Origin of the sequence: Paenibacillus rhizosphaerae (assembly GCF_014192015.1) — a bacterium.
Lineage (GTDB): Bacteria > Bacillota > Bacilli > Paenibacillales > Paenibacillaceae > Paenibacillus_AQ > Paenibacillus_AQ rhizosphaerae.
The window spans coordinates 564857-578295 of the sequence record NZ_JACHXJ010000002.1 but is presented as its reverse complement, the minus strand read 5'-3'; the positions used below and the strand labels follow the sequence as shown (position 1 = coordinate 578295).

The 13439-nt window shown below is 51.9% G+C and carries 14 protein-coding genes and 1 other annotated feature; of the genes, 2 read left to right on the top strand and 12 right to left on the bottom strand.

Annotation, left to right across the window (positions count from 1 at the left end):
* Positions 1-11: 11 nt before the first annotated feature.
* The 4 genes from FHS19_RS11235 to FHS19_RS11220 all read right to left on the bottom strand — a co-directional run bounded on the left by FHS19_RS11235 (position 12) and on the right by FHS19_RS11220 (position 2172).
* A complete protein-coding gene (locus FHS19_RS11235) occupies positions 12-161 on the bottom strand; it encodes a hypothetical protein (RefSeq protein WP_163879344.1) in 150 nt (49 codons plus the stop codon).
* Between the two features lie 79 nt (positions 162-240).
* Positions 241-936 (bottom strand): glutamic-type intramembrane protease PrsW, encoded by a 696-nt coding sequence (gene prsW / locus FHS19_RS11230; RefSeq protein WP_076170075.1) that lies wholly within the window; start codon positions 934-936, stop codon positions 241-243.
* Positions 937-1062: 126 nt separating this feature from the next.
* Complete coding sequence (locus FHS19_RS11225; RefSeq protein ID WP_183581927.1) at positions 1063-1677, bottom strand: genetic competence negative regulator; 615 nt, start codon at positions 1675-1677, stop codon at positions 1063-1065.
* 186 nt (positions 1678-1863) lie between these two features.
* Complete coding sequence (locus FHS19_RS11220; protein WP_183581926.1) at positions 1864-2172, bottom strand: hypothetical protein; 309 nt, start codon at positions 2170-2172, stop codon at positions 1864-1866.
* A 96-nt stretch (positions 2173-2268) separates the two neighbouring features.
* Here FHS19_RS11220 and FHS19_RS11215 point away from each other — a divergent pair, with 96 nt between their 5' ends.
* Complete coding sequence (locus tag FHS19_RS11215) at positions 2269-3207, top strand: polysaccharide deacetylase family protein (protein WP_183581925.1); 939 nt, start codon at positions 2269-2271, stop codon at positions 3205-3207.
* A 38-nt stretch (positions 3208-3245) separates the two neighbouring features.
* Here the strand turns inward: FHS19_RS11215 and FHS19_RS11210 are convergent, their stop codons facing one another.
* From FHS19_RS11210 to FHS19_RS11200, 3 genes are read right to left on the bottom strand one after another with little or no spacing between them, the layout of a single operon-like run.
* Positions 3246-4103, bottom strand: coding sequence for a metallophosphoesterase (locus FHS19_RS11210; protein ID WP_183581924.1), 858 nt, complete (start codon positions 4101-4103; stop codon positions 3246-3248).
* On the bottom strand, positions 4097-4540 hold the full coding sequence (locus FHS19_RS11205) for a hypothetical protein (protein ID WP_183581923.1): 444 nt from the start codon (positions 4538-4540) through the stop codon (positions 4097-4099). Before FHS19_RS11205 ends, FHS19_RS11210 begins: the two co-directional genes overlap by 7 nt.
* Positions 4537-5130, bottom strand: coding sequence for a CPBP family intramembrane glutamic endopeptidase (locus FHS19_RS11200; protein WP_183581922.1), 594 nt, complete (start codon positions 5128-5130; stop codon positions 4537-4539). Before FHS19_RS11200 ends, FHS19_RS11205 begins: the two co-directional genes overlap by 4 nt.
* 247 nt (positions 5131-5377) lie before the next feature.
* Positions 5378-5612: a binding site (T-box leader), on the top strand.
* Positions 5613-5855: 243 nt separating this feature from the next.
* Between FHS19_RS11200 and serA the strand changes: the two genes are divergently transcribed.
* Positions 5856-7451, top strand: coding sequence for a phosphoglycerate dehydrogenase (serA, locus tag FHS19_RS11195; RefSeq protein ID WP_076170068.1), 1596 nt, complete (start codon positions 5856-5858; stop codon positions 7449-7451).
* A gap of 167 nt (positions 7452-7618) precedes the next feature.
* Here the strand turns inward: serA and FHS19_RS11190 are convergent, their stop codons facing one another.
* The 5 genes from FHS19_RS11190 to resA form a co-directional block, all read right to left on the bottom strand.
* Positions 7619-9052: an ATP-binding protein gene (locus FHS19_RS11190; protein WP_183581921.1), complete on the bottom strand. Its 1434-nt coding sequence runs from the start codon at positions 9050-9052 to the stop codon at positions 7619-7621.
* A gap of 1 nt (position 9053) precedes the next feature.
* Positions 9054-9770, bottom strand: coding sequence for a response regulator transcription factor (locus FHS19_RS11185; RefSeq protein ID WP_076170066.1), 717 nt, complete (start codon positions 9768-9770; stop codon positions 9054-9056).
* A 179-nt stretch (positions 9771-9949) separates the two neighbouring features.
* Complete coding sequence (gene ccsA, locus FHS19_RS11180; protein ID WP_183581920.1) at positions 9950-11212, bottom strand: cytochrome c biogenesis protein CcsA; 1263 nt, start codon at positions 11210-11212, stop codon at positions 9950-9952.
* On the bottom strand, positions 11209-12900 hold the full coding sequence (resB, locus tag FHS19_RS11175; protein ID WP_183581919.1) for a cytochrome c biogenesis protein ResB: 1692 nt from the start codon (positions 12898-12900) through the stop codon (positions 11209-11211). Before resB ends, ccsA begins: the two co-directional genes overlap by 4 nt.
* Positions 12900-13424, bottom strand: coding sequence for a thiol-disulfide oxidoreductase ResA (gene resA / locus FHS19_RS11170; protein WP_183581918.1), 525 nt, complete (start codon positions 13422-13424; stop codon positions 12900-12902). Before resA ends, resB begins: the two co-directional genes overlap by 1 nt.
* Between the last annotated feature and the right edge of the window lie 15 nt (positions 13425-13439).

Sequence of the window (13439 nt, the reverse complement as noted above, 5' to 3'; positions counted from 1 at the left end):
CAGGTATCGGTTCAAAACGGGTCTTCTTCGATATCGAACTGGCTTTGGTTGTTGCACAGGCACTGTTTGAAGCCGGTTTCGATCTTCCCTCGTTCTTTTTTGCCGCGCAGCACGTAGCGTTCCCCGCATTGCCTGCAGACGATTTTTACTTTGACACGCAAAAAAGGACACCTCCATCCTAAAAAGATTGTATCCGAATGCGGATTGTAACTTCTTTAGGATAAAGTGTGCCCAATTTAATTACGTATTAACCTCTTCCTCCCGCTTCAAGAAACGGAACGGAGAGCGGTTGTTGGCCCGGTATACCTTGCCCATGCCTCCGTACCATAAAAAAGCCATCAGCGGGACGATAAACCAGATCCAATAATGCGTCATCGTGCTTAGAATAAAGTCGTAGACCCCGTGCCAGAACCACGGGATGATCATCGAATAGACCAGAAAACGCTTGGCCTTGGCTCCGGTCGAAAACCTCGCTCTGCCGAGGTAATAACCCATCATCACCCCGAACATGGCATGCCCCGAGACCGGCAGCAGCGCCCTTAGGAACATCGCCCCGAACGATGCGTGGCTGTACCAGGCGTACATCACGTTCTCCACAGTCGCAAAGCCCAGCGAAATCGCTACGGCGTACACGATTCCGTCGTACGGTTCGTCAAACTCCGTGTGGTTGTAAATCATGTGAAACAGCACGAACCATTTCAGAAATTCTTCAACAAACGCCGATATGACAAAAGAATCCAGATACGGATTACCACCGAGCCCCGTAGTAAGGCCCCGCTGGATGATCATGACCGGAACCACGATCATAAATCCAAGCAGAAACACCTTGATCACCATAAGCAGCGGTTCCTGATCGTATCTGTCCTTTAAATAAAAATAGGTCAGTAGGGCAAGACCCGGCGCCAATGCCGACGCGATAACCGAAAACAAAAGCACCGTTCTTAATCCCTCCACTTCCTGGCAGCGGCCTTCGCCGCCCTGCCGAATGTAACTCCTGCATCAAGGCAAAGTTCATCCCATGAAGATGAATCCTCATGGGATGTATCAATCAGGATAACGGTGTTAATCCTGGCGCTTGAAATGTGTGCAAATGACGTCGACCGCATTCTCGGCAATCACGACTTTGCCGTATTCGTCAAGTACGGCTTCCGTATAGGATGCAGCTTCTCCAAACTCGGCAAGAACCGCAATCAGCGAAGGAAGCTGGTTAGCGTCGATTTCTTCAGGGTCCATGTACAGCACCCATTTATCTCTATAATGATAAAGCCGCCCGGCTTCGGTGATATGTCGGTGAAGTACGTGTGCAGCTTCGATCAGCACTTCGAAGTCGTTAAAAGCATACACGATGGAATCGCTTTGTTCAAGCGTGACTTCCATTTCGTAAACTTCTTCAGGGAGTTCATCTTCACCCAGTTGGCTGTACTGATGATGATCGTATTTCCCCCGGGTCACGATGACGACCATTCCTTGAGCAGGAAGGGCAAACACTTCCACGGCGAGCGGTCCCGTTGCATCAAAGCCCAGTTCGTTGTAGGCCTGATCCATCATTTCGGTAAACAGCTCGTGCACCTTCGGGATTTCTTGCCACATGTCCTCCTTCTGGATGCCCCGTTCACTCAGGTCGTCAAACGTAAGGAAAATCCGTATCTTATCTGAGCTTAAGCGTTCTATTTTCATGACAGGATCCTCCTTGTAAGCATTGTTATAACAAATTATGATGTCTCCCATAATATGTGCTGAAAATAGTTCTATGTAAGTATGTTATCATTATATAACCATAAATGCACGCTGTAAAATGGACAAAAAAAGAATCATTTAGAGCGGATAACCGCCCTTTAAATGATTCTAATGGGTTTGACGCGTTTACAAACCAGGTATCACCGTATTTGTCTCTTTCAGAATCATGTCCACTTCCCGCTTGACATCCGGATTGGTGCGGATAAAATCTTTAATTTGGGTGACACTGGATGCCTTGGAATGCGAATCGTTGTGAGATCCATGAGCGTCGTTACGATGGGACGAGCCCATGCCGATGTTCGCCATGTCCATCATTTTGTCCTTCGCATTGCCGCCCATCATGGACGTAATCATGTTGCGTCCACGGTTTCTGGACAACAGCGTCGTTGCAGCAGCACCAATCAAAATACCGCCAATAAAAGCAGAAGTGTTCATTTAGGTACAACCTCCTTATGGGATGAAGTCGAATATTATTTTGAGCGAATATGGTCCTGCTCATGCGGCATAAATTCAGGAAAGCGAGATGAAATCATGGTTAAAATCACAGCGGCGCTTGCTCTAAGCTCACTGCTCATTCTTAGCGCCTGCGGACACGAGGGGCAAAAAGACCAGCAAACGGTCCCTCCGGCTCAAACAAGTGAAGTACATAAGGATCCTTCAAGCAGCACCACAACAAACGGGACGTCCGGCATACAAAAAGGCCAATCTGGATCGGTAAATTCACCGGAAACGAATAAGGATCAAACGAATAACGATCAAACGAATCAAGACAACGCGTCCAAGCCGGATTCCAACGATCAGCAGTCAGTTACAAAAGCCGTAAAAGTGCAGTATCACATGAATAAAGCTTACGATATTGTTCCGAGTGTTGATGGGGTTCAGAAAAAGGTCGTACTGCTTACCTTCGACGACGGCCCTAAAAAAGCCGAAATGATCAACGGGTTGATCGATACGCTGGAAAAGCATCATGCCAAGGCGATATTTTTCGTCAACGGATACCGCGTCAAGCAGCATCCCGAGCTCTTGAAATTAATTGCGGACCGCGGACAGACCATCGGCAACCACAGCTGGGATCACATCATCCTTAAAGATAAACCCGAAGCGGAAGTACGCAAGCAAATCGAGGATACGCAGCAGATCGTCAAGGCAACGGTTGGCAAAACACCGGTATTTTTCCGTCCCCCCAATGGGGCTGGCGGTGATACCGGCAAAAAAATCGCCAAGGAGAACAGTCTCCTCTACATGACCTGGTCCAACGGCTCGCTCGATTGGACGATGAGCTCCAAGAGCAGCGGCAATGCCGGCAGGGTTGTGGCAAATGTGCTGGATCAGCTGCACAGCGGCAGCAACATTTTAATGCACGAGCTTCCGTGGACCGTCGAAGCGCTGGATACGCTCCTTACCAAACTGGAAAGCAAAGGCTACACCTTCGTGGATCCCGAAAGCATCGACACTCAAATCAAATCATGATGCAATGCGCAAAAAAAGCAGCCGGTATATCGGCTGCTTTACTTGTTTATCCGTGTTTTTTGTTGTGATTCTGTCCTTAGCGTAAGGACATGCATTTCCGCAGGGCAGCACAGTCGGAGCGGAACGCGTCTTGTGCCAAAACCGCGGCTGATCAGCATGCGGGGCCGAAGGACCGCCGCCTCCGGCTGCTCCCATTCAAACCATCCCGAAGCATATTGGCGGTAAAATTGATTCAAACGGACCGGGCCGAACCAAGGCAGCGTAATTTGTCCGCCATGGGTATGACCGGCAAGTACAAGGTCAGCCTGGATCGTCTTTTGCTTCTGCAGCCAGGCCGGGTCATGAACGACCAGGAGGCGGCAGTCCGCCCTGGCATCACGGTCCGGCAGCTGTGGAACCGGCGGATAGTCGTTTCGCTTGTACCGGGGATAATCAACGCCGGTTAACCAAATGCGCGCGCCGTTTCGCTGCAGCGGAACATTCTGATCCCGAAGCAAAGTAACACCGCATGCGGCCATCAGATCTTCCAGACCGTCCGGATCGGCCTTATAATCATGATTCCCGTATACGGCAAACACCGGGGCGATTTCGGCCAGCAGCCTTAAATTGTATTCCACTTGGCTCAGCGGCACATTCCGTTCCATAATATCCCCGCCGAGGATCACCCAATCGACCGTTCCGGCCAGCTGCCGCACCGTCTTTCCCGACAGCCTTCTGCTGTGCAGATCCGATATGAACAAGAGCTTGCAGCCGTCAAAGGGCCCCGGCAGCCTTTCCAGCCCCACGTCGGCCTGTTGAACCAGCTCCAGCCTCGCTTCATACGACATCCTGGCGAAAAGCGCTGCAGCCGCAGCCGCGGCGCCTGCCCCCGCCCAGACGAGCCAGGGGGCTACCATAGATCCTCCAGCGGGGGAGCGCCCTTAATTCCCCAGTAAACAAGAAATGCCGTTAAACCGATAAATAAAAAGATTAACGAGTTCGTAAAATATTTACTGATCTTGATTCGCCGGGAGCCGTATGTGTCCGCCCTTGCCGGAACGGCGGTTTCGTCGCCCGTCTCCCTTTTCCCGGCAGTCCGGTAATTTCGCCGAGTCTGCGGGGCTGCCGCCGAGCCGGAAGCGGCTGCCGCAGTTTTGGCGGCCGCCGGCCGCTTTCCTGCATCTCCGGCCGTTTTTCCGCGTCTGAGCGTCCCGGCCGCCCGGGTTGAAGACGTTGCTGCTGCCTTGGACTTGGATGAAGTCCGTTTACCGGCACCGGCTGAAGAGGCCTTTTTTACCGGGGTCTTCTTCCGATTTTTTCTGTACGTTTCAACTCTGCTCAATTCGCTGTTCATGATTCCCTCCGAAATCGAATCACTAGCCCGGATACACAATCAATCATAAAATGGCATAAGACCGGGGCAAGCAGTGTTCCGGAATGTATGTAAATATATCCGAGGCCGTAACTGCTCAAAAATACCCAGCCGGTTGGAATCCAGTGCTTCAAATACCGGACGTGAATGACCGCAAATAATATACTGGTCCAATACGGACCGAACGCATGCTGTACGGCTCCACGGAACAGCAGCTCCTCGCATACCGCCACGACCGCGGAGATGACTATAATATGCCATACGGGACGGCGCTGAAACAGCATGTTGTTGATCCCACCGTCATCCATCACTTCCTCCGGCTTAATCCGGGAGACGAGGAAATCGACGGCAAACATGACGGCGGCCAGCCCAAGCCCCCATGCCGCAACTTGTGCGGGATGCTGAAGCTGAAACAAGGCAAGCGGATTTCTTCGCTGCAGCAGAATCCATACGAGACCGATCAACAAGGTGAGGCCTTGGGTGATATACAGATTGATCAGAAGTAGACGGTCATTCAGCTGTTCAGGCTTAGCCTGCTGAATTTTGGGTAATTTCCATTTCCTTTTTTTCATGATGAGGCCTGCCTGTCTATTAAGTTTCTGTTCCTAGAGAGATTGCAAACATCCCACAATATGAAGGCTTTACACCAACATCTGTTTGTGTCTTGCGGGACCCCCGAAATATACGAAATAGCATTGTTAAAAAAGTCCTCCCAGCATTAGAATCATAGCAGATTAAGAGCAGAACATTCAAGGGAAGCACTTTTACCTATTGACACGCTTGATAGGCGCGTGATACATTATGGAAAAATTAATTGAGCGAAACACGATGAAGGAAAGAAGAGGCTTTATCGTCTCCAGAGAGCCGGTGGTTGGTGCAAACCGGTGGCAGAGAAGTCATCTTTAGCGTTCCAGAGCAACTGCATTGAACCACCAAGTAGGTGCAGTCGGATGATTCCGTTATCAATCAGGTCTCCATTTGGAAGACCTTGAGGCTGCCGTTCGCGAAAACGGCGGTGAATTAGGGTGGCACCACGATAACTCTCGTCCCTTACTACGGAAGTAGTATGCGGATCGGGAGTTTTTTTGTTGTCCAATCCAGCAATAATGATAAGCATCCGGCCAGCTGTACTTTCATCCTTTGTTACAGTACCGCGTTGCTTTATGGAATAAACTCAGCTGTCTGCCTGGGTGCCTCCCTTGAGGTCAGCTGCTCCACTTTCGGCTTCACGGATATGTTCCTTTGGGACATGTCCTTATATATAAGCGTTCTAGATATTTAAGGAGGATGGAAACCAATGTTTAAAGTGTTAGTATCGGATCCGATCAGCGATCTCGGAATCCAGCAGTTAGTCGATGCACCTGATGTCACGGTAGAGAAAAATACAGGGCTTTCCGAAGACGAGCTTGCGGCGATCATCGGGGATTATGACGCCCTTCTCGTTCGCAGCCAAACGCGTGTGACCGAAAAAATCATGGCCGCGGGAACCCGCCTGAAAGTCGTCGGCCGCGCCGGTGTCGGCGTGGACAACATCGACCTCGAAGCAGCAACCCAACGCGGCATTATCGTTATCAATGCCCCTGACGGCAATACAATTACAACCTGCGAGCATACTTTTGCGATGATGATGGCACTGGCCCGTCACATCCCTCAAGCGTATGCCAAAACGATTGGCGGAACTTGGGACCGCAAATCGTTCCTTGGCGTCGAGCTTCGCAACAAAACGCTTGGCGTACTTGGTATGGGACGTATCGGCAGCGAGGTGGCGAAACGTGCCAAAGCTTTCGGCATGAACATTTTGGCATTCGACCCGTTCCTGACCCAGGAGCGCGCCGAGAAGCTCGAAGTGAAGCTGGCGACAGTGGACGATATTATCCGGAATGCCGATTTTATGACGGTGCATACGCCGCTTACGCCGGAAACCCGCCATATGATTTCCCGCCCGCAATTTGAAGTGATGAAAAAGGGTATGCGTATCATCAACTGCGCCCGCGGTGGCGTCATTGACGAGATGGCCTTGGTTGAAGCGATCGATGAAGGCATCGTTGCCGGCGCCGCTTTCGACGTGTTTGAATCGGAGCCGCCGCAGCAGGACCATCCGTTCCTGAACCATCCAAAGATCATCGTTACGCCTCACCTCGGCGCTTCCACCATCGAAGCCCAGGAGAACGTAGCCATTGACGTGTCTGAAGAAGTGCTGCATATTCTGCGCGACGAGCCGTTTAAAAACGCCGTTAACATGCCGCCGGTGGCACCGAGCATCATGAGCCGTCTGCAGCCTTACTTCTCTCTCGGGGAGAAACTGGGCAGCTTTGCCGCCCAAATTACGAAAAACCAGGCGATCCATGAAATTCATGTGGACTATGCGGGAGATTTGTCCGACATCGACACGCTTCCGCTGACTCGTTATATCGTCAAAGGTGTGCTTGCCCACCACCTTGGCAGCGAAGTCAACATCGTCAACTGCATGCATCTCGCCAAAAACCGTGAAGTCAACGTGGCCGTATCCACGGCTCCTAAATCCAAAGGATTTACGAACCTGCTTACCGTGACCCTCAAAACTTCCGAAAACGAAGAGCGTCTGGTAGCGGGCACCCTGCTTAACGGCTATGGCGAACGGATCGTGCAGCTGAACAAATTCCCTGTCGATATCGCTCCAGAGGGTCATCAAATCCTGATCTCCCACAACGATAAGCCGGGTATTATCGGCCAAGTGGGAACGCTGCTCGGCAAGAACGACGTCAACATCGCTTCGATGCAGGTCGGCCGGAAAATTATCGGCGGCGAAGCCATCATGATTCTGACCGTTGACAAAGGCGTACAGAAAGAAGTGCTGAATGAGCTGACGACGATTCCTGAGCTCAACAGTGCCGTCGAGATCGTCCTTTCCTGATCGATCCCTACTTTATTAAAAACAGCGTAAGCCGGTTCGCCAGAACCCATGCTTACGCTGTTTTTTTATGGATGGATAGAAGCGCTGATGTTCCACGTTGAACAAGATTAATCTTTTTTCTTCAACAAAAAAACACCCCGTCAGAGGTGTTTCCTGTTCTTTTTCCATTATTTACGGCTTTCGACAGGCAGCAGCATCGTAAAGGCCGTTCCTGCACCCAGGATGCTGTCCACCTGAATGCTGCCCTGGTGCGATTCCACGATGTTCTTAACAATGGCGAGTCCAAGACCCGTACCGACCGATTCCCCGCGTACCCGTGCCTTGTCTGCCTTGTAAAACCGTTCAAACACAAAGGGCAGATCCTCCGGCGGAATACCCACGCCCTCGTCCTTGACCACGACCCTGATCATCGGCTTTTTGTCCGACATGATACGGTCCGCAAGGATACTGATCTTCTTCTCTTCAGGCGTGTGCCTGAACGCATTGTCCAGCAGATTGGTCATCACCTGCTCCAGGCGGTCTTCGTCGGCCTCCTCGAGCACCATATCCTCCGTCTTGCGGTCATAGAGGAGCTCGATATTCCGCTCCTTGGCCCGGACCGCAAACTTGCGGTACACGCGCTCCAGCAGCTCGTTGAGGTCCAGCCGCTTTTTGGCCATGTCGACGTGCCCCGCTTCCATCCGCGCCATGTCAAGCAGATCCTTGACCAGCCGCCCCATGCGAAGGGACTCGTCATGAATGACCTGAATGAGTTCCTGACTCTCCTCCGGCGATGCCGCCATGCCATCCAGCAGCGCTTCGCTGTATCCCTGCATCATGGACAGCGGCGTTCGGATCTCATGCGACACGTTGGCGACGAAGTCCTGGCGCATTTTCTCCAGCTGCACTTCTTCGGTTACGTTACGGAGCACCGCAACCGCCCCGCGGATGTCGTTATCCGAATACAGAGGCGCCATATGAACCGACCAGACGCCCTGCTTGACGTGAAGATTCGTGCTCGTGTCGCCGCTGCCCTCCAGCATATTGTCAAACAGGTCCAGCAAAGGCTCGGGTACCTGTTGTTCTTCCTCCCCTTCGGCATCCTCCTGGTCCAAGTTCCAGTGGATATCCTTCCATTGGGTGATCAGCTTCTGTCCCGGCGGATTGGTCAAGATCACCTTGCCTGAAGTATCAAAGGTAATAACACCGTCGCTCATACTTCTGAGGACGCTCGCCAAATGCTCCTTCTCCTGGTTCAGGTTGCGGATGTTGTCTTCCAGCTCGGCCGCCATATGATTGAACGTGTTCGCCAGCTTCCCGATCTCGTCGCTCGTATTGATCGACAGGCGCGTGCTGTACTCTCCTTTACGGATCGCTTCGGTAGCCTGAATCATCTGCTGCATCGGCTGCGTAATCTTCGTCAGCAGAAACAGCGCAAAGAAGGTCGTCATCGAAAACCCGATGATGGCAGTGTACGTAAACAGCCGCTTGATATCTCCGGAGTTCGAATAATTCATATCGATATATGGAAGCAGAAATAATCCGAGAATAATCAGGATGCATGCCACCAGGCAGATGATCGTCGCCCAGAGCTTACCGACAAGAGAGGTCCAGAAATTCATGTTATTTCGGTACCTCGAGCTTGTATCCGACGCCCCAGACCGTGGTGATCATCGCTGCCGACTCAGGTGATACCTTGTTCAGCTTCTCACGCAGGCGCTTCACGTGCGTGTCGACCGTCCGCAGGTCGCCGAAAAATTCATAATTCCATACATCCTTCAGCAATTCTTCCCGGGAAAAAACCTTGTCCGGCGAGACGGCCAGGTAATGCAGCAGCTCGTATTCTTTAGGCGTCAAGCTGACCTCTTGTCCGTTCGCTGTCACCCGATGGGCGTCGTGCTCAATCACAAGATGCGGGAACACGATGTTGTTGCTCGAATTCGTTTCCTTCGACAGATACGCCGTTGCCGAAGAGCGCCGCAAAATAGCCTTTACCCGATAAATGACTTCCCTCGGGCTGAATGGCTTCACGACATAATCGTCCGCCCCGACTTCAAAGCCTTGAACCCGGTTGATCTCCTCGCCCTTGGCGGTCAGCATCAGCACCGGCGTCGATTTGAGCTGGCGCAGCCGGTTGCACACCTCAATGCCGTCCATGCCGGGCAGCATCAAGTCCAGCATGATCAGGCCATAATCCTGATTGGAAGCTTTACGAAGCGCGGTTTCGCCGTCCTCGGCCTCCTCAACTTCATAGCCTTCCTTTTCCAAATACATTTTCAGCAGGCGGCGGATCCGTTCCTCGTCGTCCACGACCAGGATCCGGTTTGTATGTTCTGACATAAGACAACCTCAACCCCTTCTATGTTTCTGTGAAGAACCTGTCAACTCCATGCTAATCTTAACAAAAATCCGTTTCAACATCCAAGCGTGCAATGTGAAACGGATTATTCAGTGCTAAATGGATTGAACTAAAGTAAGAATGTGCTCTAGTTCAATCCATATAAAATTGTATTTTCGAATCAGCTAGTACCCGCATAGGAGTGGAGTCCGGCAATGACCAGATTCACGCCGACGAGGGTAAACATGACCACCAGGAAACCGAGAACCGACAGCCATGAAGACTGGCGTCCCTGCCAGCCGCGGGACAATCTCAGATGCAGATAGGCGCTGTAGAACAGCCAGCAGATGAGCGCCCATACTTCTTTCGGGTCCCATCCCCAGAAGCGTCCCCAGGCGACCTGGGCCCAAATCATCGCGAAAATCAAGGCGCCGAGCGTAAAGATCGGAAACCCGATGGCGATGGCGCGGTAGCTGATCTCATCCAAATCGTCGGGATCGATTCCGTCGAGGAACGGTGAGGCCGCACGTCCAAGCGGCTTGCGCGCGATCAATCGCAGGATTCCGTACAGGATAATGCCTGAGATCACCGTCCAGATAATCGTGTTGAACTTGCGTCCCGCGTTGATTCCGTTCATCCAGGACGGTGCGCTGAACAGCGGCTTCGTCATGCCGAGGAACGGTTGATAGCTCTCGACCTTGCTGTGGTACGGGGCCACGATCGGCGGCAGCTTGTATTCAACGGTCTGGGTGACGCTTGTCGTTTGCCCTGCCGTTCCGGAAGCCTTCGTCTGGGTAAACACGGATTCATAACCGGCTGCACGGAAGGCAAAGACCGTAATGATAAACGAGATAACCAGAATGATCGAGAAAAATACGATTTCGACCCAGCGCTGCTGGCGTCTGTCCGTTTTTTCCTTGCTGCTGAAATTCACGGTGCGCAGCAGGTACATAAACCCTGCTGCAAAAGCGATTGCGAAGAACGATTCCCCGGCCGCCGCCATCGTAACGTGGATTTTCAGCCAATAGGACTGCAGCGACGGAATCAGCGGCTGCACTTCCTGCGGAAATACCGCGGCATATGCCATGATGATAATCGTAATCGGAACGGCGAACAAGCCGAGAATCGTTTTGCGGTAAATGAGATATACCACCGTAAACGCCACCATGACCATCATCGAGAGGAACGACATGAATTCGTACATGTTGCTGACGGGAATATGCCCGCCGCCCGCCCACCGGGTAAAGAAGTACGTTAGCTCCAGCACCAAGCCGAGAGAGGATACCCCGAATGCGATATTCCCCCACTTCTTGCGGTGCGACTCCGGATCCCGGTTGCTCCACCGGCGGCCCATAATGGCGACCGCGAACAGGATGAACGCCGCACAGTACAGGAAAAATGCGACGACGAACATGTTGCTGCTGAAATTTAACAATCCACTCATGAATGATTCCCTCCGTTATCCAAGGACTTCTCGTCCACTTCCAGATTCATTTTGCGAAGTATCGCCGCAATCTCCCGGCGGATGCCGAACCAGTTCTTGTTGGTATGCGCACCGAGCGTCAGGTTCCCGTTGTCAATCCGCAGCCAGATCCGGCGGTGCTGCCAATAGAAGCCGAGTACAAGTCCCAGCATGACGATGGCGGCGCCCACCCAGACGAAAGGCATCGCTTTGTCCACCCGGATGTTCAAGTAGGTGGTTGACATGGCAAAGTCCACATTTTCCATTCCCTTGACATCCAGTTCAAGCGGAACGCTGCCGCCGTTCATTTTGGCGTTAATGGCATCCTGCTGGAAGCGCTCCTTGTCGATTTGTTTCGGGAAATAGAAATAGTGCACGCCTTCGGCTGGCAAATTCGGCCCTTTAATCAGGAAAAGAAAAGCCGGCGCGTTTGGATTCGGAGTTTTGGTGACAGGCTGACCGTTCTCGTCCAGCCCAAAATCATTGTACTTCTCCTTCAGTTCAAGCGAATACGGCCCCACCTTGTAGTTCCGCTCAGGATCCTTGATGCTCAGTTGAAACGTTCCGTAATCTTTGCCGGTCTCCTTATCCACCAGGGAAGGCTTGACCGAACGGAGGATCGGTGTTAAATCGTAGTCAAACTGATAGGCCTTGAGGCCTTTGTAATCCATCGGATCGTTAACCTCGATATTGTGCTTGTCAACGACCTTCAGCACAGGCTCCTTGGACGGATCATTGCAGCTCGCCGTACATTCGTAAAGGGTCGCCTGCGTCTTGAACAGCTTTGGAAGCACCTTGTTTTTGCCCTGAAATTCCTTCGGTAAATCTTGTTCCGAGTAATATTCAACCGTAAACTTCTCGTTTTTCAAATAATACGACGTATTTGGAATGTGCTTGATTTCTCCCTCTGGAAAAGCGACATGCTGGTCCATATGAAGGCCGGGCAAGCCGCGGGCCAGCACGGCCAGCAGGAAAATAATCAGTCCGATGTGGATGACGTAAGGCCCCCAGCGGCTAAAGCGGTACTTTTCCGCAAGTAAAGCGTTATCCAAGGTATGTACGCGGTAGCCTCTTTTCTTGATGTGGACGGATGCCTGCTCCACCCATTCCTTGGACTCCAGTTCTACCGGTCCCCGATACACCACGCGTTGACGGGTCAGGAACTGCTTGTGCTTCAAAATTCTTTGCTTGGTAAGCGCTTTGTACAATGGCAGCACCCGGTCCAGACTGCAGATGACCAGCGACGCGCCGATCATGACGAGCAGGAGGATAAACCACCAGGATTCGTACGTATGCGACAGACCCAGCTTGTAATAGATCAATCCGGCAGTGCCGTAGGTTTCCTTGTAGTACGTTGAGGGATCAATGTTCAGAAATGTGTTTTCCTGGGGGAAAATCGTCCCGAGCATCGATCCGAGCAGGGTCAGGATAATCATGTATACGGCGATCTTTACAGACGAAAAGAAGTTCCAGATCCGGTCTATGAAATTCGGGTTGGCACGCTGAGAGCGTCGTGCCATCCCGTCATAGCGCATCTCCAGAACTTCGTTGGACTCGCGGTCCTGTTCTTCCAATGGCCTGCCGCAAGCCTCGCAGAGCACCGTTCCTACGGGGTTTTGGTGCCCGCATTCGCACTTGGTGTTCTTGAATGCAATAACTTCCCTTATCATCAGGAATTCACCAACTCTTCAATTTGCTGGTCGAGAGTTTGCAAATCCAGCTGTCCCAGATGGATCTTATTGATTTTCCCGTTTGGCGAGACAAAAAACGTCGTAGGCAGCGGGGATATTCCGTAGGATTGAATGGCGTCCTTCTCGGGATCCAGCATTACCGGGAAGCTGACATGGACCTGCTTCACAAAATTTTCAACGGCCATCTTGTCCTCGCCGGCGTTGATTCCCACGATGACGACATCCTTATCCTTCCACTTATCATACTGGGCCTGCAGGGCGGGCATTTCCTTCACGCACGGTTCGCACCAGGTTCCCCAGAAATTGACAACAAGCGCCTTGCCTTTATATTCATCAAGCGAATGAACCTTGCCGTCCAGCCCGAGCAAGTCAAAGTTCGGCGCCTTACTGCCTTCCGTCGGTTTGCCATTAGAGCCCGAAACCTGTGTCGTAATGGCGTAACCGCCCAAAATGACAATCAACAGCAGGATAATGATTTGAACCTTTTTTCTAGATTTACCCATGCCAAAAGCTCCCTT

What these genes read in the sequence shown, in the direction of transcription:
- FHS19_RS11225 (WP_183581927.1), bottom strand. Translation starts at nt 1,677, where the DNA reads ATGAAAATAGAACGCTTAAGCTCAGATAAGATACGGATTTTCCTTACG.
- FHS19_RS11220 (WP_183581926.1), bottom strand. Translation starts at nt 2,172, where the DNA reads ATGAACACTTCTGCTTTTATTGGCGGTATTTTGATTGGTGCTGCTGCA.
- FHS19_RS11215 (WP_183581925.1), top strand. Translation starts at nt 2,269, where the DNA reads ATGGTTAAAATCACAGCGGCGCTTGCTCTAAGCTCACTGCTCATTCTT.
- FHS19_RS11210 (WP_183581924.1), bottom strand. Translation starts at nt 4,103, where the DNA reads ATGGTAGCCCCCTGGCTCGTCTGGGCGGGGGCAGGCGCCGCGGCTGCG.
- FHS19_RS11205 (WP_183581923.1), bottom strand. Translation starts at nt 4,540, where the DNA reads ATGAACAGCGAATTGAGCAGAGTTGAAACGTACAGAAAAAATCGGAAG.
- FHS19_RS11200 (WP_183581922.1), bottom strand. Translation starts at nt 5,130, where the DNA reads ATGAAAAAAAGGAAATGGAAATTACCCAAAATTCAGCAGGCTAAGCCT.
- serA (WP_076170068.1), top strand. Translation starts at nt 5,856, where the DNA reads ATGTTTAAAGTGTTAGTATCGGATCCGATCAGCGATCTCGGAATCCAG.
- FHS19_RS11190 (WP_183581921.1), bottom strand. Translation starts at nt 9,052, where the DNA reads ATGAATTTCTGGACCTCTCTTGTCGGTAAGCTCTGGGCGACGATCATC.
- FHS19_RS11185 (WP_076170066.1), bottom strand. Translation starts at nt 9,770, where the DNA reads ATGTCAGAACATACAAACCGGATCCTGGTCGTGGACGACGAGGAACGG.
- ccsA (WP_183581920.1), bottom strand. Translation starts at nt 11,212, where the DNA reads ATGAGTGGATTGTTAAATTTCAGCAGCAACATGTTCGTCGTCGCATTT.
- resB (WP_183581919.1), bottom strand. Translation starts at nt 12,900, where the DNA reads ATGATAAGGGAAGTTATTGCATTCAAGAACACCAAGTGCGAATGCGGG.
- resA (WP_183581918.1), bottom strand. Translation starts at nt 13,424, where the DNA reads ATGGGTAAATCTAGAAAAAAGGTTCAAATCATTATCCTGCTGTTGATT.